Origin of the sequence: Winogradskyella eximia (assembly GCF_003386165.1) — a bacterium.
GTDB classification, from domain to species: domain Bacteria; phylum Bacteroidota; class Bacteroidia; order Flavobacteriales; family Flavobacteriaceae; genus Winogradskyella; species Winogradskyella eximia.
Map to the genome: position 1 here is coordinate 1,165,929 of NZ_QRDV01000001.1, position 18,237 is coordinate 1,184,165.

Annotated in this window: 15 protein-coding genes; 10 read left to right on the top strand and 5 right to left on the bottom strand. The window is 32.5% G+C overall.

Going from position 1 to position 18,237, the window contains the following annotated elements; genetic code table 11:
• Positions 1-3 precede the first annotated feature (3 nt).
• From DFQ10_RS04870 to miaB, 4 genes are all read right to left on the bottom strand, one after another.
• Positions 4-531 carry an LptE family protein gene (locus tag DFQ10_RS04870; RefSeq protein WP_115816232.1) on the bottom strand — a complete coding sequence of 176 codons (528 nt, stop codon included), beginning with the start codon at positions 529-531 and terminating at the stop codon, positions 4-6.
• Positions 532-605: 74 nt separating this feature from the next.
• Entirely contained in the window at positions 606-1,871 is a 1,266-nt protein-coding gene (locus DFQ10_RS04875) for a sigma 54-interacting transcriptional regulator (RefSeq protein WP_115816233.1), read from the bottom strand.
• Between the two features lie 41 nt (positions 1,872-1,912).
• Positions 1,913-2,869 (bottom strand): hypothetical protein, encoded by a 957-nt coding sequence (locus DFQ10_RS04880; RefSeq protein WP_115816234.1) that lies wholly within the window; start codon positions 2,867-2,869, stop codon positions 1,913-1,915.
• A 15-nt stretch (positions 2,870-2,884) separates the two neighbouring features.
• On the bottom strand, positions 2,885-4,330 hold the full coding sequence (gene miaB / locus DFQ10_RS04885) for a tRNA (N6-isopentenyl adenosine(37)-C2)-methylthiotransferase MiaB (RefSeq protein ID WP_115816235.1): 1,446 nt from the start codon (positions 4,328-4,330) through the stop codon (positions 2,885-2,887).
• Between the two features lie 252 nt (positions 4,331-4,582).
• On the opposite strand from miaB, the gene DFQ10_RS04890 reads away from it, so the two are divergent.
• From DFQ10_RS04890 to DFQ10_RS04930, 9 genes are all read left to right on the top strand, one after another.
• A complete protein-coding gene (locus DFQ10_RS04890) occupies positions 4,583-5,368 on the top strand; it encodes a hypothetical protein (RefSeq protein ID WP_115816236.1) in 786 nt (261 codons plus the stop codon).
• A 58-nt stretch (positions 5,369-5,426) separates the two neighbouring features.
• On the top strand, positions 5,427-5,858 hold the full coding sequence (locus tag DFQ10_RS04895) for a hypothetical protein (protein ID WP_115816237.1): 432 nt from the start codon (positions 5,427-5,429) through the stop codon (positions 5,856-5,858).
• 157 nt (positions 5,859-6,015) lie between these two features.
• A complete protein-coding gene (gene topA / locus DFQ10_RS04900) occupies positions 6,016-8,556 on the top strand; it encodes a type I DNA topoisomerase (protein ID WP_115816238.1) in 2,541 nt (846 codons plus the stop codon).
• Positions 8,557-8,565: 9 nt separating this feature from the next.
• The gene (locus tag DFQ10_RS04905) at positions 8,566-9,732 is read left to right on the top strand and encodes a formimidoylglutamase (RefSeq protein ID WP_115816239.1); all 1,167 of its coding nucleotides are present in this window, start codon (positions 8,566-8,568) and stop codon (positions 9,730-9,732) included.
• 165 nt (positions 9,733-9,897) lie between these two features.
• Positions 9,898-11,244, top strand: a complete 1,347-nt coding sequence (gene porK / locus DFQ10_RS04910; RefSeq protein WP_449489485.1) for a type IX secretion system lipoprotein PorK/GldK — start codon at positions 9,898-9,900, stop codon at positions 11,242-11,244.
• Between the two features lie 82 nt (positions 11,245-11,326).
• Positions 11,327-11,962 carry a type IX secretion system motor protein PorL/GldL gene (gene porL / locus DFQ10_RS04915; protein ID WP_115816241.1) on the top strand — a complete coding sequence of 212 codons (636 nt, stop codon included), beginning with the start codon at positions 11,327-11,329 and terminating at the stop codon, positions 11,960-11,962.
• A 46-nt stretch (positions 11,963-12,008) separates the two neighbouring features.
• Positions 12,009-13,583: a type IX secretion system motor protein PorM/GldM gene (gene porM / locus DFQ10_RS04920; protein ID WP_115816242.1), complete on the top strand. Its 1,575-nt coding sequence runs from the start codon at positions 12,009-12,011 to the stop codon at positions 13,581-13,583.
• Between the two features lie 67 nt (positions 13,584-13,650).
• A complete protein-coding gene (gene porN, locus DFQ10_RS04925) occupies positions 13,651-14,562 on the top strand; it encodes a type IX secretion system ring subunit PorN/GldN (protein ID WP_115816243.1) in 912 nt (303 codons plus the stop codon).
• Positions 14,563-14,681: 119 nt separating this feature from the next.
• Entirely contained in the window at positions 14,682-15,725 is a 1,044-nt protein-coding gene (locus tag DFQ10_RS04930) for an NAD(P)/FAD-dependent oxidoreductase (protein ID WP_115816244.1), read from the top strand.
• Between the two features lie 36 nt (positions 15,726-15,761).
• Here the strand turns inward: DFQ10_RS04930 and DFQ10_RS04935 are convergent, their stop codons facing one another.
• On the bottom strand, positions 15,762-16,145 hold the full coding sequence (locus DFQ10_RS04935) for a DUF983 domain-containing protein (protein WP_115816245.1): 384 nt from the start codon (positions 16,143-16,145) through the stop codon (positions 15,762-15,764).
• 111 nt (positions 16,146-16,256) lie between these two features.
• Between DFQ10_RS04935 and DFQ10_RS04940 the strand changes: the two genes are divergently transcribed.
• A complete protein-coding gene (locus DFQ10_RS04940) occupies positions 16,257-18,167 on the top strand; it encodes an ABC-F family ATP-binding cassette domain-containing protein (protein WP_115816246.1) in 1,911 nt (636 codons plus the stop codon).
• The last annotated feature ends 70 nt before the right edge of the window (positions 18,168-18,237 follow it).

Sequence of the window (18,237 nt, forward strand, 5' to 3'; positions counted from 1 at the left end):
AATTTACCAGTCTGCTAATGATGCATTAAGAATATCTTGCGTAAGACGTTCTAAAATTTCTTCGAAAGCAGCGTCTTTTATACTGCCTGTAAGTTGGTCGTTTGCTCCATAATCGTAAAAGAATGAAAAACGTTTTTCAAAATCTTTTTCTTCATCTTTTGTATTTATATAGCGCACATTTACAGAAATAGTTAATCTATTTTGTGCTGCAGTATTTTGTGCTGTTGCTGTCATTGGTGAAATACGGTATTCTACAATTTCACCTTCATAAATAACTTCACCGCCTGTGTTTACTAAATTAGCACTTGTTTGATTTACAATTAAATCTTGTAGTGCATTTGTGAATAGTTGATCTAAACCAGGTTCAATTAAATCGGCATTATTCTGAAAAAAATTAACTTGAAACGTTTCAGGTGTTTCCGTAATACCTGTAAATGAATAATTCACTTTGCAACTAAAACTCGTAAGGCAAATGGAAAATATTATAATGTATTTTAAAGCTTTCAATGAATTGGTGTTTGGTTTTTTCATAGTTGTAAAGGCATCAATATAACCTAAAAACTTAAATATGAATATTTTAGTGTTGTTGATTTCATAAACTTATCTTAAAGATCAAACTGCTTAATTTTTCTATATAGCGTGCGTTCGCTAATTCCAAGTTCTGCAGCAGCAAGCTTACGTTTTCCGCTGTGTCGTTCTAAAGATTTTTTAATCAATTCTAATTCTTTATCATGTAAAGATAGTGTTTCCTCTTCTTCTATTTCTTCAGCAAAATGATATTTGTCTTCAGTTTCTGACGGTATAGAGTCATTAACTTCAGTGTGCTCAGGTATTGATAGTACTTCTAAATCTTCAACATTAGTATCGAATTCTTCATCTTTATCTTCTCCGTAAATTTTCTGAATTAAATGTTCATTGTCTTTTTGAACCTCAGAAATATTTCCGTTTTCCATGAGTTTCATAGTGAGTTTTTTTAGATCGTTTAGATCACTTTTCATATCAAATAAAACTTTGTATAAAATTTCTCGCTCACTACTAAAATCACTTTCGGATTTAGAATTATTGACAACAGCAGGTAAATTAGTGCTTGTGTTTGGTAAATAATTTTGAAGTGTTACACCATTAATAGTTCTGTTTTGTTCTAAAACAGAGACTTGTTCTGCTACGTTTCGTAATTGACGAATGTTACCATTCCAACGGAATTTTACAAGTAGAGCTACCGCATCATCCGTTAACTTTATTGTAGGCATTTTATATTTTAAGGCAAAGTCACTCGCAAATTTTCTAAATAACAAATGAATATCTTCTTTACGTTCTCTAAGTGGAGGTAAGTTGATTTCAATAGTGCTTAATCTATAGTATAAATCTTCTCTGAATTTTTCTTTCTTAATAGCTTCAAACATGTTAACGTTTGTTGCTGCTACAATTCTAACATTGGTTTGTTGTACCTTACTAGAACCTACTTTTATAAACTCACCATTTTCTAAAACACGCAGCAAACGTACTTGTGTTGTTAATGGAAGTTCGCCAACTTCATCTAAGAAGATTGTTCCTCCATCTGCGACTTCAAAATATCCAGAACGCGTAGCTGTAGCTCCTGTAAAAGCACCTTTTTCGTGTCCAAATAATTCACTGTCAATAGTGCCTTCTGGAATAGCACCACAGTTTACGGCAATATACTTGCCGTGTTTTCTATGTGATAATTGGTGTATAATTTTAGGAATACTCTCTTTACCAACACCACTTTCTCCAGTAACTAAAACTGAAATATCAGTTGGAGCAACCTGTATCGCTTTTTCTATAGAGCGATTAAGTTTTGGGTCGTTTCCAATAATTCCGAAACGTTGTTTTATGGCTTGAATTGATTCCATAGTTATTTCCTGTAAATTGGGAATTTCTTTTTAAATTACTATTAGTTAACGTAGTTAAAAACTTCATCAATGGTAATATCTCCACTACCAGCGTTTAATAATGCAGAGTTAATACTACCACTTCTATTAATTATTCTTCCTTCTGTATCATAGACTATTTCTAAATCTGAAGAGCCTTCTGGTGTTGTAGCACTTGTCATATTATTAGAGCTTCCCCAAAATGCTTGCCAATGTTCAATTTGGTCATCGTAATTATCATTGAACAACTGTAATTTATAAAAATCTTGAAATATATCTTTTAAAGGATTGGTGTTATCATCATAAGTGTAAGTAAATGTTCTTGCACCATCACCTGTCATTACTGTTGATGTTAAATTACTGTTTGCATCGTAACTGAGAGTTTCGTTTCTAACAGTGGTTCCTTCTGACGACGTTTCTCTTTGTATAAGTCTGTCGTTAGTATCAAAAGTATAAGTGACTATAACTGAAGATCCAACTTCTGTTCTTGTTGCGATATTGTCATTGTGCTCCAGATTGTAAGTGTAATTTTCTTCTGGATACTGATTATCAACAAAATTAATCTGCACTATATTATCGCCGCTGTATGTAATGGTAGTTGTACTGATTTCATTAGTCCCATCAGAAGCTGAAGTTTCTATAATTCGTCCATTATTGTCTCTTACTACAGGTGCTGTACCATCTACAATGATTCCAAACAATTCAACGCGTGTGCTTTGTGAGCCAATTAGACCAGAAGAATTGAGGTAAAAGTCCGTTTCAATTGTAGAAACACCAAATCCACTATCTACCGATTTATCATAACTGTAACTAGAAAGTGCAAAATTGCCTCCGTTAGGATCTCCGCCTCCAGTATTACCGCCTCCGGTATTACCACCTCCATTTTGTTCACCACCATTAGTGTACGCAGGATCTAAAGGTTCATTGTCACAAGAGGTTACTAAAGTTAAAGCTAAAAAGATTAGAACTAATTTTTTCATATAGATTTATTTTTATTAATTGTTTTTTGAATAGTCAATGGCTTTTCCAATAAGTGTTGCGCTTGTGCAATCTGTGATTAAAACATTAACCAAATCGCCTACTTTGTAATGTTCTTTTGGAAATACCGCAACAGTATTATCAGAAGTTCTACCTGACCATTGTAAATCAGATTTTTTAGATGCTTTTTCTATTAAAACTTCAACAGTTTTGTTAAGATGATTACGCGTATTTAGTTCGCTATACTTGCGTTCTAGTTTTACAATTTCTGTTAAGCGACGTTTCTTTACCTCTTCAGGTACGTCATCTTCCATTTTTCTTCCTGCTAAAGTTCCTGGTCGTTCAGAATAGGTAAACATATAGCCAAAGTTATATTTTACATAGTCCATCAATGATAATGTGTCTTGGTGGTCTTCTTCAGTTTCAGTTGGGAAACCCGCTATTAAATCTACACTAATGGAGCATTCAGGGATTATACGTCTAATATTATCTATTAGTTCAAAATATTCTTCACGTGTATGTAAACGATTCATTTCTTTTAAAATACGATTACTTCCACTTTGCACAGGTAAATGTATGTGTTTACAAATGTTGTCGTATTTCGCCATAGTTTCAATAACATCTAAAGTTAAATCTTGTGGGTTAGATGTTGAAAAACGAATACGCAATTTCGGTTGTGCTTTGGCGCATAGTTCTAAAAGATTTGCGAAATTTACAGCCGTAGCTTTTTGAAGGTCTGAAGCATTATTAAAATCTTTCTTTAAACCACCTCCATACCACAAATAGCTATCTACATTTTGTCCTAAAAGGGTTATTTCTTTAAAACCTTTAGACCATAAGTCGTTTACTTCTTCAATTATACTTTGCGGATCTCTACTACGTTCTCTACCTCTTGTAAACGGTACCACGCAAAATGTACACATGTTGTCGCAACCACGAGTAATAGATACAAAAGCTGTAACTCCATTACTATTTAAACGTACAGGAGAAATATCTCCGTAGGTTTCTTCTTTAGAAAGTATAACATTTATGGCGTCCCTACCTTCATCAACTTCTGCTAGTAAGTTTGGTAAATCTTTATAGGCATCTGGTCCTACAACCAAATCTACTATTTTTTCTTCTTCTAAAAACTTGGTTTTTAGGCGTTCTGCCATACAGCCCAATACACCAACTTTCATTTTTGGATTGGTGCGTTTTATAGCGTTATAGTGTTGTAATCGCTTTCTAACCGTTTGCTCAGCCTTATCTCTTATAGAACAAGTGTTTACTAATACAAGATCAGCTTCTTCAAGAGTCTGTGTGGTGTTAAAACCTTGTTCTGAAAGAATTGAAGCCACAATTTCACTATCGCTAAAATTCATAGCGCAACCATAACTCTCTATAAATAGTTTGCGTTGGTTACCTTCTTTTTTATCTAAAACTAAGGTTTCTCCTTGTTTTTTTTCGTCAATATTTTTTTCCATCAGCTACAGTGAATACTTAAATTCTCAATAAGTATGCAAAGATAATATTATTTTAGACTTTATGACAAAGTGGCAGTTGTAATTTAGTTAAGGTTGTTTTAAATACATGGAATTACAAAATCGAATTACAATGAAAGACTGTGATGCAAACTGAGATTAGGATTTTGCATTTATAAGGATGAGGACTTTTTTTCTTGAATATTTCCAAAAAATAGACTTCTTTTGAAGAACTAACTAACCAAATAAAAATAAATGAACACTACAGAAATTAAACGTCGCATTGAAGGAGCAAAAGACCTTGACTTCGGAACCATTTTTAATCAATCCATAGAATTGTTTAAAAAAGTTTGGGTACAAGGATTAGTTACGTTGTTGCTAAATATTGTTTTGGCAATACCAGTAATAATGATTGTGTATATACCATTACTATTTTTTGGCTTTATTAATGCTTTAACTATAAATAATAGTTATGATGCATACGATTCTTATGGGCAATCCGGAATGGGGTTTGCTTTTGGATTGGTGTTTTTAGTGGTCTATATTTTTCTCATTGTAGCCATGAGCGCTATTGGTCTAGGTTTAAAAGCCGCTTTTTACAGAATTTGTAAACTCAAAGATTTAGAGCAAATGGGAAATGAGGATTATTTTTATTTCTTCAAAAAACCTTATTTAGGTAAAACTATTAAATTAGGTGTGGCATTTGCAGGTATCGCAATTTTAGCAACATTATTATGTTTTGTGCCTATAATATATGCTGTTATTCCTTTGTCTTTTATAGTTGTTGTCTATGCTTTTAATCCAGATTTATCAGTTTCAGAAATTGTTAAATTAGGTTTTGATCTTGGAAATAAGAAATGGTTAATTTCTTTTGGACTTATGTTTGTTTCAGGATTTTTAGCCATGATTGTAGGTTTAGTAATGTGTGGATTTGGTATTTATGTAACATCGTCATTTAGTTATTTGCCTGCATACTTTATATATAAAGATGTTGTAGGATTTGATGGTGAATTCGATGAAATGAGACACATTGAGCAATAATTGATATTTTAACGCAACCTTTTTGGTTATTTTACATCTATAGATAAACACATGTCTTATGATATTTAGAAAAGTAGTAACACTTGTATTATTTTCTTTGTTATTAATGAATATGCAATGTGATGAAGATGATGTAGCTATATTACCATGCGGTTCAGAAATAATCATTGATAGTGCAACGTATAACGAAGTAGAGTCACATGCGATTGAGAGTGCTGCTATTAATGACAACTGTTTGGATATCAATATATATGATAGTGGTTGCGATAGTGATAGTTGGGTGATGACTTTAGTAGATTCTGGTGCAATAGCAGAATCAATGCCTCCTCAGCGGTATTTAAAATTGTCACTTTTTAATGATGAAGCATGCTTGGCGGTTTTTAATAAAGAAGGGTCTTTTAATTTATTACCGCTGAGAGTTGAAGGCGCTAATGAGGTTTTGTTGCATGTAGAAGGTCTTTCAGAACCAATATTGTATACCTTTAATTAAGATTTATAAATATTTATAAACAGTAGAAGCCTTGCAAATTGTAAGGCTTTTTCTGTTTTTTAGGACAAAAAAACCACGATAAAATGCATTGTATTTACGACCAAATTAGGTTTGTAACTTAATTTTCATATACATTTGTAAACGCAAAATTTTAAGAATGTCAAAAAATCTCGTTATTGTTGAGTCACCTGCAAAGGCTAAAACTATTGAAAAATTTTTAGGAAAAGATTACAAAGTAGAGTCCAGTTTTGGGCACATTGCAGATTTACCATCTAAAGAATTAGGAGTAGATGTAGAAGGTGATTTTATGCCGAAGTATCAGGTTTCTAAAGACAAGAAAGATGTCGTTAAAAAATTAAAAGATTTAGCAAAGAAAGCAGACATAGTATGGCTAGCAAGTGATGAGGATCGAGAAGGAGAAGCGATTGCTTGGCATTTAGCTGAGACTTTAAAATTAGATAAAGAAAAGACCAAACGAATTGTATTTCATGAGATTACAAAAAGCGCAATACAGAAAGCTATTGAGAATCCCAGAAGTATTGATTATAACTTAGTAGATGCACAGCAAGCAAGACGTGTTTTAGACCGTATTGTAGGTTATGAATTATCTCCTGTATTATGGAGAAAAGTAAAAGGAGGATTATCTGCCGGTAGAGTACAGTCGGTTTCTGTACGATTAATAGTAGAACGCGAACGCGATGTGCAAGCTTTTGAAGCTACAGCATCTTATAGAATAGATGCGGAATTTACTAACGAAAACGGAAATTCGTTTAAAGCGAAGTTGCCTAAGAATTTTGATTCAGAAAAAGAAGCTTTAAAATTTCTAAAAGATAATATTGGAGCTTCCTATGAGGTTTCAGATTTACAAAAGAAGCCTGCAAAAAAATCACCAGCAGCACCATTTACAACTTCAACACTTCAACAAGAAGCATCACGTAAATTAGGTTTTTCTGTAAGTAGAACCATGACTAACGCGCAACGTCTCTATGAAGCTGGTTTTATAACTTATATGAGAACAGATAGTGTTAATCTATCTGAAGAAGCAAAAAAAGGAGCTGAAAATGAAATTACTTCAGCTTACGGATCTGAATATAGCAACCCAAAAAATTATAAAGGAAAATCAAAAGGTGCGCAAGAAGCTCATGAAGCGATAAGACCTACAGATTTTGGAAATCATACTGTAAATGCAGAACGTGATCAAGCACGATTATATGATTTAATTTGGAAACGTGCTATTGCTTCTCAAATGAGCGATGCAAAATTAGAACGTACTAATCTTAAAATTAAAATTAATAGTTCTAATAAAATTAAAGAGCAATTTACTGCAAATGGGGAAATCATCACTTTTGAAGGCTTTTTAAAAGTTTATTTAGAAGGTACAGATGATGAAGATGCAGAACAAGAAGGTATTTTGCCAGATTTAAAAGTTGGTGAAGCACTTCAAAATAAATATATCACAGCTACAGAGCGTTTTACTAGACCACCTGCAAGATTTACAGAGGCATCATTAGTAAAGCAATTAGAAGAGTTAGGTATTGGTCGTCCATCTACTTATGCACCAACAATTTCTACAATTCAGAATAGAAATTATGTTGAAAAAGGAACAAATGAAGGTGACGAAAGAAAGTATAAGCAATTAGTTTTCGAAGATCAAAAAATAAAAGATAATACACTTTCAGAACAAACAGGTTCAAATAAAGGAAAACTTGTGCCTACAGATATAGGTATGATTGTAACCGAGTTTTTGGTTAAGCACTTTGAAAGCATCTTAGACTACAACTTTACTGCTAAAGTAGAAGATAAGTTTGATGACATTGCTGAAGGAAAAGAAGATTGGAGAGAAATGATGAAAGATTTCTACAAAGGTTTTCATCCGCAAGTAGAAGATGTGCAAGAAAATGCAGAACGAGAATCTGGTGAACGTATTTTAGGTACAGATCCAAAAACGGGTCGCCAAGTTAGTGTACGTTTAGGTAAATTTGGTCCAATGGTACAAGTTGGTACTATGGAAGATGAAGACAAGCCTAAGTTTGCGAGTTTATCTCCAGACCAACAACTTAATTCTATTACTTATGATGAGGCTATGGATTTATTTAAGCTTCCAAAAGCATTAGGGCATTATAAAGATGAAGAAGTTGAGGTAAATAATGGACGTTTTGGACCTTATGTAAGATTTGGTGAAAAGTTTGTTTCACTTCCTAAAGGAGTAGATCCATTGAGTGTTGAGATGGATGAGGCATTAATATATATTAAGGAGAAAGAAAAGGCAGATGCTCCAATATATATGTATAAAGATTTAGAAGTCACAAAAGGTAAAGGACGTTTTGGGCCATTTATTAAATGGAATAACATGTTCATTAATGTGAATAAAAAATACGATTGGGATAATTTATCTGAAGAAGATATCGTTACTTTGATCGAAGAGAAAATTCAGAAAGAAATAGATAAGGTTATCCATAATTGGGAAGAAGCTGGTGTAAGAGTAGAAAAGGCAAGATGGGGAAGGCATAACATTATAAAAGGCAAACAAAAAGTTGAGTTGGCTAAGACTGTAGATGTGAGTAAAATGACATTGGAAAAAGCTCAAGACATCCTCGAGAAAAACGCGCCTAAAAAGAAGGCTACTAAAAAGAAAGCCACCAAGAAAACTGCGACTAAGAAGACTGCAACAAAGAAAAAAGCTACAACTAAAAAGTAATAATAAAATATGAATTTTAATTTTCTTTCGCCTGTATCAGATGCGGTTTTAGCTCATAACGAACTAATAGCGCAACAAGCGCTAGGGAAAAAAATTAAGATCCATTCGCGTCAAAATGGATTGCCAGATTTGGAGAACGTCCAAATGGCTATTATCGGAGTAAAAGAAAATAGAAATGACGTTAATTATATAGGATCGAATATTAGTTTTGATACAATTCGTAAAACCTTTTACACTTTATTTCCGGGTAATTGGCATACTACAATAGCAGATCTTGGTGATATTGAGCCAGGCGAAACTGTAGAAGATACTTATTTTGCAATTAGAACTGCTATTTCTGTTTTAGTAGAAAAAAAGATTATTCCTATAGTATTAGGCGGAAGTCAAGATTTAACATATGCCAATTATCGTGCTTACGATTCTCTTTTGCCAATGGTAAATGTTGTAAGTGTAGATACTAATTTCGATTTAGGGGATGCCAGTCTTCCTATAAAGAATAATAGTTATGTTGGTAAAGTCATTGTAGAGGAACCATATAATTTATTCAACTACGCTACAATAGGTTATCAAACTTATTTTAATTCACAAGAAGAAATTGACCTTATAGAAAAGTTGTATTTCGAAGCTTATCGCTTAGGTGAGATCTCTGGAGATATTAGTAAAGTTGAGCCTTTAATGCGAGATGCACATATTGTATCTGTAGATTTAAAGTCTGTTAGAGCAGCAGAGGTTAGTGATAATCAAAAATATTCTCCTAATGGTTTTTCAGGAAAGGAGATATGTGCTATTAGCAGATATGCAGGCATAAGTAATAAAGTGTCGTCTTTTGGTATTTATGAATATAGCGGATCTAAAAATGATAGTGCCACATCAATGTTGGTCGCTCAAATGATTTGGTATTTTGTTGAAGGAGTTAATTGCCGAGTTAAGGATGATGAATTTACCAATGAACGTTATTACCAAAAATATAATGTATTGGTAGATGAGGACGAGTTAATTTTCTATAAAAGTTTAAAAACAGGACGTTGGTGGATAGAAATACCTTTTTTGCCAAACGTTAATAATAAATTAAAAAAGCATACGTTATTACCATGCATGCATTCCGATTATGTGCACGCAACACAAGGTGAAATACCTGAACGTTGGTATAAGGCTTACAGGAAGAATAGCTTCTAAAATAAGCACTTTATCGAATTTTAACATTTTTTTTATCGATGAAATGCTTATTTTAGGGGTGAAATGCAAAAAAAATATAAAAAAAGTTGTTTATTCGGAAATATATAAATATGTTTACGACCTCAAAAATAATAAGGACTAATTTAACCTAGAGTTACTATGAATATTAAGAAGTTTATTTTATTAACCACAGTACTTGTTTTGGTAGCCAGTTGTAATTCTGGAGATCGAGGACAGTTGGTAGGTGTTAAAGGTAAAAAATGGCATCCGGAAAAACCTTATGGGATGACATTAGTACCTGGTGGAGCGTTTATAATGGGTAAATCAGATGATGATTTAGCAGGAGTACAAGATGCACCAACAAGAACAGCAACAGTACGTGCATTCTATATGGATGAAACTGAAATTACAAATAGCGAGTATCGTCAATTTGTAGAATGGGTAAGAGATTCTACTCTAAGATTAAAATTAGCTGAAATGGCTGATTTAGAAGGTAAAACTGCAGGAAGTGGTGATATTGGAGAATTTGCATATGTAGATTCAGATCCAAATAATCTTAATGCCTACGAAAGCTATATGGTAAATACCTATGGTAACGAACAAAGAAAAATTAATCGCGATGTAGAATTATATTTTAGCACGGATGATTATCCAGATGAATTATATGCTGAAGTGATGGATGGTATGTATTTACCATTAGAAGAGTCTTATAATGGTCAACGTACTTGGGATGTTAAGCAATTTAAATTCCAATATACTTATATGGATATTTCTAAAGCAGCTAAGAATAGAGGCTTAAAACGTTCTGAAGTTATAGTTCAACAAGAAGTTGAAGTATACCCAGATACTACGGCTTGGATTAGAGATTTTGCTTATTCTTATAATGAGCCAATGCATAATGATTATTTCTGGCATGATGCTTATGGAGCTTATCCAGTAGTTGGTGTGTCTTGGAAACAAGCTCAGGCTTTCTGTCAATGGAGAACTTTATATCATAATGCAGATAGAAAGAAAAAAGGAAGACATGCTGTAAACTCTTATAGATTACCTTCTGAAGCAGAATGGGAGTATGCTGCACGTGGAGGTCTTCAAGGGGCAACATATCCTTGGGGTGGTCCTTACACTAAAAACGACAGAGGTTGTTTTATGGCTAACTTTAAACCATTACGTGGTGATTATGCAGCAGATCAAGCATTATATACTGTAGAAGCAGATGCTTATGATCCTAATGATTTCAACTTATATAATATGGCTGGTAATGTATCAGAATGGGTAAATGGTTCTTATGATCCTGCATCTTATGAATATGCATCATCAATTAATCCTAATGTAAATGATCCTAACAATGCACGTAAAGTAGTTAGAGGTGGTTCTTGGAAAGATGTTGCTTACTTCTTGCAAGTAAGTTCTAGAGATTATGAATATGCAGATTCTGCAAGAAGTTATATCGGATTTAGAACAGTTCAAGATTACATGGGAACTGAAGTAACTAAAAACGCAGCAACTAATTAAAATAAACTTAACTTAAACTTAATATTAATCCCGAATTGAGTGCAAACAACCAAGCTCAATTGAAAACTAAAATTTAAAAATCATGGCACAAAAGAAATTATCAACAATGAATATGGTCTATGGACTAGGAGCTGCAATCGTAATTATTGGAGCATTATTCAAAATCCAACACTGGCCTTATGGTTCACTTATTCTTACAATAGGTATGATTGTTGAAGCGGTAGTATTTACAATATCAGCATTTGAAAAACAAGGAGACGATTTAGATTGGTCTTTAGTATATCCAGAATTAGCAGGAGGTCAAACTTTAGGGTCTAAAAAGAAAAATATTGAAGCACCTAAGGATGCAGAAGGTTTATTATCTAAAAAATTAGACAACTTATTAAAAGATGCTAAAATTGATGGTGAGCTTATGGCAAGTTTAGGAAACAGTATCAAAAATTTTGAAGGTGCAGCTAAAGGTATTTCTCCAACTGTTGACGCAATGGCATCACAAAAGAAATATAGCGAAGAATTGTCATTAGCGGCAGCGCAAATGGAATCTTTAAATAGCCTTTATAAAGTACAAGTTGATAGTGCAAACCGTCAAGCAGCAATTAACGAAGAAGCTGTAGAAAATGCTACTAAATTAAAAGAGCAAATGCAATCATTAGCTTCTAACCTTTCATCTTTAAATGGTGTTTACGGTGGAATGTTATCTGCAATGAACAAAAACTAATTGGTTTTAATAATCGATTTAATTAACAATTAAAAACTAATTAGAAATGGCAGGAGGAAAACAGTCCGCAAGGCAAAAAATGATTAACCTAATGTATTTGGTATTCATTGCAATGATTGCAATGACAATGTCAAAAGAAGTATTATCTGCATTTGGTTTAATGAATACAAAATTTGATAGCGCTAACGAATTAGCAGCTGCTTCAAATGAAGGTATTCTAAGTCAACTAGAAAAGAAAGCTGAAGAAAAACCACAGGAATTTGCTGTTGTTGCAAGTAAAGCAGAACAAATCAGTAAAGTATCTGATGAATTTTATAAGTTTCTAGGTGATGTAAAAGAAAATGATATCGTAAAACTTGGTGGATACGAAAGAGAAGAAAATGGTCAGTTACCTTATGAAGAAATGGATAAGGGTGATAAATTAGATGAACACTGGTTTACTGGAGATCGTTATACTAAAAGAGGTGATGAAATTGTTGCCGCTATTGAAAAGTATAAGTCTGATATTAAAGGTATCGTTGGTGATGATGTAAAATGGTCTAAAGTAATTGAAAGTTTTGAAAAGCGTTTTAGTCTAGATCCAGTAGTTGATAGTGAAGGAGCAAAAAAGAATTGGTTAGATTATCATTTTCAAGGATTTCCTGCTATAGCATCTTACACAAAGTTAACTGCAATGCAAAATGATGTTAAAGCAACTGAAACTAATATGTATAATGGTTTCTTAGGAAACTTAGTAACAGAAGCTGTATCATTAAAAAATTACAAAGCAATAATTTTAGCTGATAAGTCTGCATTCTTTGCAGGTGAGAAATTTCAAGGTAAAGTTGTTTTAGGAAAGTATGCTAATGTAACACCAACAAAATTAAATGTGCAAGGTCAAGAAATTGATTTAACAAATGCTATTGATTCAACTGGTGCTGCGAAGTTAGATTTTAACGTTGGTAATGTTGGTGAACATCAAGTAGAAGGTCAATTTACTTTTATTGAGGACGGAAAACCATTAGATATTCCAATTATTGGTAACTATGTGGTTGTACCAAGACCTAACTCTGCTACAATTTCTGCAGACAAGATGAACGTAGTTTATCGTGGTGTTGCTAACCCAATGACAATTTCTTTTGCTGGTGTACCAGATAATAAGGTTTCTGCAAGTGGATCAGGTTTATCTAAAGCTTCAGGTATTGGTAAATATACTATGAACCCAGGTACTGGTAGAGAAGTAACAATTAATGTTTCTGCTACTTTAGATGACGGTTCTAAGGCAAGTGATCAACAAACGTTTAGAATTAAAGATATTCCTAAGCCTACAGGTACTATTTCTGGTAAAGATGGTATGGTAAGATTACCTAAGCGTAACTTAGAAATAGGTACTATTGGTGCGGTTTTAGATGATTTTGTATTTGATTTACCAATTAATGTAACATCATTTAAAGTTAAAGTTCCTGGGCAACCTACTGTAATTGTTGCTGGTACTAAAATGAATAGCCAAGCTAAATCTGCCATTGGTAGAGCACGTGCTGGTGATGTTGTTACAATTTTTGATATCCAAGCTAAAATAAAAGGAAACAGCTCTTATCGATTAAAAGGTGTATCTCCTGTAACAGTTGAGGTATCAAACTAAGCGACAATTTATTTAGATAATTAGCGTTATCAATAAAAGAAAATCCCAAATTATAATAAAAAATAAGATGAATTTAAAAAGCTTTTTATGTATAGGAATAGGTGTATTAGCCGCAAACACTATGTTTGCTCAAGCTAATATCCTAAATGCAAAAATACCTGAAGAGGTAGGTATGAAAACTGAAGCACAGTTACTTCTAGATAACGACAAGCCTTTAGAATATGGATATGTTGGTGATAGAGATATCTTATTTTCTAAAATGACTTGGGAAAAGATTGTCTTAGACGAGCGTGCTAACTTTCCATTATATTTTCCTATTGAAGATAACTTAGGGGATGATAGAAAATCATTGTACAGAGTTCTTATGAAAAATGTCAATGACGGTACTATTCCTAAAGTATATGCAGATGATTATTTTACAGAAGAACGTACTATGGAAGATCTAGCTCCTTCATTAAGAAAGGAAGAGATTACTGATCAAGGTATTGATTGGATGAATGCGGAAGGTGTATCTGATACATCTCTTATTCCTGAAGAGTATGTAATTCGTAGAGAAATTGGAGCAGCAGATATTAATTCTTATTTAGTAAAAGGACTTTGGTATTTTGATAAGCGTCAAGGAGAATTAAAGTATCGTATCTTAGGTATTGCACCTGCAGCACCAGATGTTAACTTTATTGATTCTGATGACGAAGCTAATAAAGAGCCAATTGGTTTATTTTGGATATTTTATCCTGAATTAAGAGATATTCTTCATGAAGCGAAAGCTTTCAATAATAAGAATAGTGCAGTGCCACTTTCTTTTGATCATTTATTAAACAGCAGACGTTTTAGTGGAATTATCTACAAAGAGGAAAATGTTTATGGTGATAGAAAGATTGAAGAGTATGTTGCTGAAAATGCTTTAATGCAACTTTTAGAATCTGAACGTATCAAGGATAAGATTAGAAACTTTGAACAAGATATGTGGAGCTACTAATTTGCTTAACATAAAATATAAAAAACGCTCACTTTTTAAGTGAGCGTTTTTTTGTTTTAATACTTATTTTTTAGGTTCACTAAACCATTTGGTGTTTAGAATTATTTACTTTTGTTTCTATGAAAGAAGTAGATTATATTATTGTTGGTTGTGGCTTAGCAAGTATTGCCTTTTGCGAAGAACTAAGAGGAAATAATAAAACATTTGTAGTATTTGACAATAATTCTCAAAAGTCCTCTATAGTTGCTGCAGGATTATATAATCCGGTTATTCTGAAACGTTTTTCAGAAGTTTGGAAGGCTAAAGAACAATTAAATCTAGCAGCACTATTATATTCTAATATTGAAAAGGAGTTAGATATAACAGTTGATTATAAACTTCGCATTTTAAGGCGTTTTACGTCTATTCAAGAACAAAATAAATGGTTTTCTGCTTCAGACAAGCCTAGTCTTGAACCCTTTCTTTCAACACAGCTCGTTAAAAACACAAATTTAGCTATAGATGCACCTTTCGGATTTGGGGAAGTGCAACATGCTGGTCGTTTAGATACGGAAACCCTAATTACTAATTATAAGCAATTTTTAAAGCGGATTAATTGTTTCGAAGAGGTAACTTTTGAACATCAAAATATTAAGTTTGAATTAGGTTCAATACATTATAATGGTATTAAATCTCAACACATTGTATTTGCTGAAGGGTTTGGAGTAAAAGAAAATCCTTATTTCAAAACCATTCCACTTACAGGTTCTAAAGGCGAAATACTCACTATTAAGGCACCCGATTTAAAAATTGATTATGCTATAAAATCATCGGTATTTGTAATTCCACTTGGTGATGATTTATATAATGTTGGGTCTACTTATAATAATGACGATAAATCTAATACACCAACGGAATCAGCCAAAGAAGAATTAATTTCTAAATTAAAAACATTTTTAAAATGTGATTTTGAAGTCGTGAGTCATATTGCTGGAGTTAGACCTACAGTAAAGGATCGTAGACCATTAATTGGTAGACATCCAAAACATAACAATTTATACGTGCTTAATGGACTTGGTACAAGAGGTGTGATGATTGCTCCTTATGTCGCTAAAGCGTTATATAATTTTATTGAAAAAGGAGAACTCTTAGATGCTGAAATTGATGTGAATAGATTTTTATAACTTAAATAATACTATTTAAGTCTTCACAAAAAGATATCATTTTTTAACTAAATTTTTATCATAACTCATAAATATATTAATCCATATATTTCGAGATAAGCGCATAATTATAGGGAAAAAGCAAACTAAAGTGGCTACAATTGCTATAAAAGCAGTTGTTAAAGAAGATTCTAAAATGTTATAGCTTATAATAAACGCAGCGACAGCAAAGGCAATACCTACAGCATAACTTACATACATAGAACCATAGAAAAACGAAGGTTCTATTTGATATTTTGTATGACAATGAGAACATTTCTCATGCATTTTTACAACATCAGAAAGAACGTAAGGGTTTTTATTTATATACATAGATTCTTGATGACATTTTGGACATACACCAAAAAGAATACTATAAAGTTTCATTCCTTTTCTAATCATAACTAAAACCTTTACTTTTGCGTTTTTTAAGACTAAACAAAGGTAAAATAATATAACTGAATTTTTGTAACAATTGTAACTCAAAATTCAATTGTAATATTCAAAAAACTTATGCTAAATATCCATAATCTTTCAATCTCATTTCAAGGAGAATATCTTTTTGAAGAAATAACATTTAAACTTGGTCTTGGCGATCGTATTGGTTTAATTGGTAAAAATGGAGCAGGTAAATCCACTATGCTTAGAATTCTTTCTAAAGAGCAAGAACAAGATACAGGACAAATTGCGGCTGACAAGGATATGAAAATTGGTTTCTTAAAACAAGATATTGATTTTGATTTAGGTAAAACAGTTTTAGAAGAATCTTACCAAGCATTTAAAGAAATAAAAACCTGTGAAAGGCAACTCGAAGAAATCAATACGCAATTAGCTGAGCGTAAAGATTACGAAAGTGATGCCTATCATCAATTAATGGTTGATTTAAATGATATACAGCATCAATACGAAATTTTAGGTGGTTATAATTATCAAGGAGAAACCGAAAAGATTCTTCAAGGGTTAGGTTTTAAACGCGAAGATTTTGATAAACTTACAGATACGTTCTCTGGTGGTTGGAGAATGCGAATAGAATTAGCAAAACTTTTACTTCAAAATAACGACTTATTGCTTTTAGATGAGCCAACAAACCACTTAGATATTGAATCTATAATTTGGTTAGAAAACTTTTTGAAAGGTTATACAGGAGCTGTGGTTATTGTTTCTCACGATAAGATGTTTTTAGATAATGTGACTAATCGTACTATAGAGATTTCGTTAGGGAGAATTTATGATTATAATAAGCCATACTCGCAATTTTTAGTATTGAGAAAGGAAATGAAGGTTCAGCAGTTAGCTGCACAGAAAAATCAAGAGAAGCAGATTCAGCAAACTGAAAAATTAATTGAGAAATTTAGAGCAAAGGCTTCTAAAGCTACAATGGCTCAATCCTTAATTAAAAAATTAGATAAAATTGATCGCATTGAAGTTGATGAAGATGACAATAGTGTGATGTCTTTAAACTTTCCTGTTTCTGTAACTCCTGGTAAAGTGGTTGTAGAGATAGATAATGTATCTAAACGATATGGAGATCTTCAAGTCCTTCATAATGTAAATTTATCTGTTCCTAGAGATATTAAAACTGCCTTTGTTGGTCAAAACGGTCAGGGAAAATCCACTTTAGCAAAAATAATTGTTGGAGAATTAGAGCACGAAGGTAAACTCACTTTAGGACATAATGTACAAATTGGGTATTTTGCCCAAAATCAAGCAGAATATTTAGACGGAAACAAAACCGTACTAGATACTATGATTGATGCAGCTAATGAAACTAATAGAAGTAAGGTTAGAGATATTTTAGGATCCTTTTTATTTAGAGGTGAAGAGGCAGAGAAATATGTAAGAGTCCTTTCTGGTGGTGAGCGAAATAGATTGGCATTAGCAAAATTACTATTGCAACCGTTGAACGTGCTTATTATGGATGAGCCAACGAATCACTTAGATATAAAATCTAAAAATGTACTAAAAGAAGCTTTAAAAAAGTTTGAAGGTACATTAATATTAGTCTCTCACGATAGAGATTTTCTTCAAGGACTAACAGATACAGTTTACGAATTTAAGGATCAGAATATTAAAGAATATTTAGGTGATATAGATTTTTACTTAGAACAGCGTAATCTTGAAAACTTAAGAGAAGCCGAAAAAAGAACTGTGGTTGCTAACCAACCTAAGGAAAGTAATAAGCAAAATTACGAAGACCAAAAGAAATTAAAATCTTTAAATAATAAACTCAGTAATATAGAATCTAAAATCAATCAGCTTGAAAAAGATATCAAAAGTGATGATGTGAAGCTCGCTACAGATTATGATAAAACAGCTTCAGATCCTAAATTTTTTGATGCATACCAATTAAAGAAAAAGACTTTAGGTAAACTAATGGAAGATTGGGAAGCTGTTCAGTTTGAGCTGGATGACATTTCAAATTAACAATTAAGATTTTTTTAACGATTTCACTTGTTGATAAGGTTAGCTTTGCAAAATACTGACCACGATCAAC

What these genes read in the sequence shown, in the direction of transcription:
- DFQ10_RS04890 (WP_115816236.1), top strand. Translation starts at nt 4,583, where the DNA reads ATGAACACTACAGAAATTAAACGTCGCATTGAAGGAGCAAAAGACCTT.
- DFQ10_RS04905 (WP_115816239.1), top strand. Translation starts at nt 8,566, where the DNA reads ATGAATTTTAATTTTCTTTCGCCTGTATCAGATGCGGTTTTAGCTCAT.
- DFQ10_RS04940 (WP_115816246.1), top strand. Translation starts at nt 16,257, where the DNA reads ATGCTAAATATCCATAATCTTTCAATCTCATTTCAAGGAGAATATCTT.
- porL (WP_115816241.1), top strand. Translation starts at nt 11,327, where the DNA reads ATGGCACAAAAGAAATTATCAACAATGAATATGGTCTATGGACTAGGA.
- DFQ10_RS04880 (WP_115816234.1), bottom strand. Translation starts at nt 2,869, where the DNA reads ATGAAAAAATTAGTTCTAATCTTTTTAGCTTTAACTTTAGTAACCTCT.
- DFQ10_RS04935 (WP_115816245.1), bottom strand. Translation starts at nt 16,145, where the DNA reads ATGATTAGAAAAGGAATGAAACTTTATAGTATTCTTTTTGGTGTATGT.
- topA (WP_115816238.1), top strand. Translation starts at nt 6,016, where the DNA reads ATGTCAAAAAATCTCGTTATTGTTGAGTCACCTGCAAAGGCTAAAACT.
- miaB (WP_115816235.1), bottom strand. Translation starts at nt 4,330, where the DNA reads ATGGAAAAAAATATTGACGAAAAAAAACAAGGAGAAACCTTAGTTTTA.
- porN (WP_115816243.1), top strand. Translation starts at nt 13,651, where the DNA reads ATGAATTTAAAAAGCTTTTTATGTATAGGAATAGGTGTATTAGCCGCA.
- DFQ10_RS04875 (WP_115816233.1), bottom strand. Translation starts at nt 1,871, where the DNA reads ATGGAATCAATTCAAGCCATAAAACAACGTTTCGGAATTATTGGAAAC.
- DFQ10_RS04895 (WP_115816237.1), top strand. Translation starts at nt 5,427, where the DNA reads ATGATATTTAGAAAAGTAGTAACACTTGTATTATTTTCTTTGTTATTA.
- porM (WP_115816242.1), top strand. Translation starts at nt 12,009, where the DNA reads ATGGCAGGAGGAAAACAGTCCGCAAGGCAAAAAATGATTAACCTAATG.
- DFQ10_RS04930 (WP_115816244.1), top strand. Translation starts at nt 14,682, where the DNA reads ATGAAAGAAGTAGATTATATTATTGTTGGTTGTGGCTTAGCAAGTATT.
- DFQ10_RS04870 (WP_115816232.1), bottom strand. Translation starts at nt 531, where the DNA reads ATGAAAAAACCAAACACCAATTCATTGAAAGCTTTAAAATACATTATA.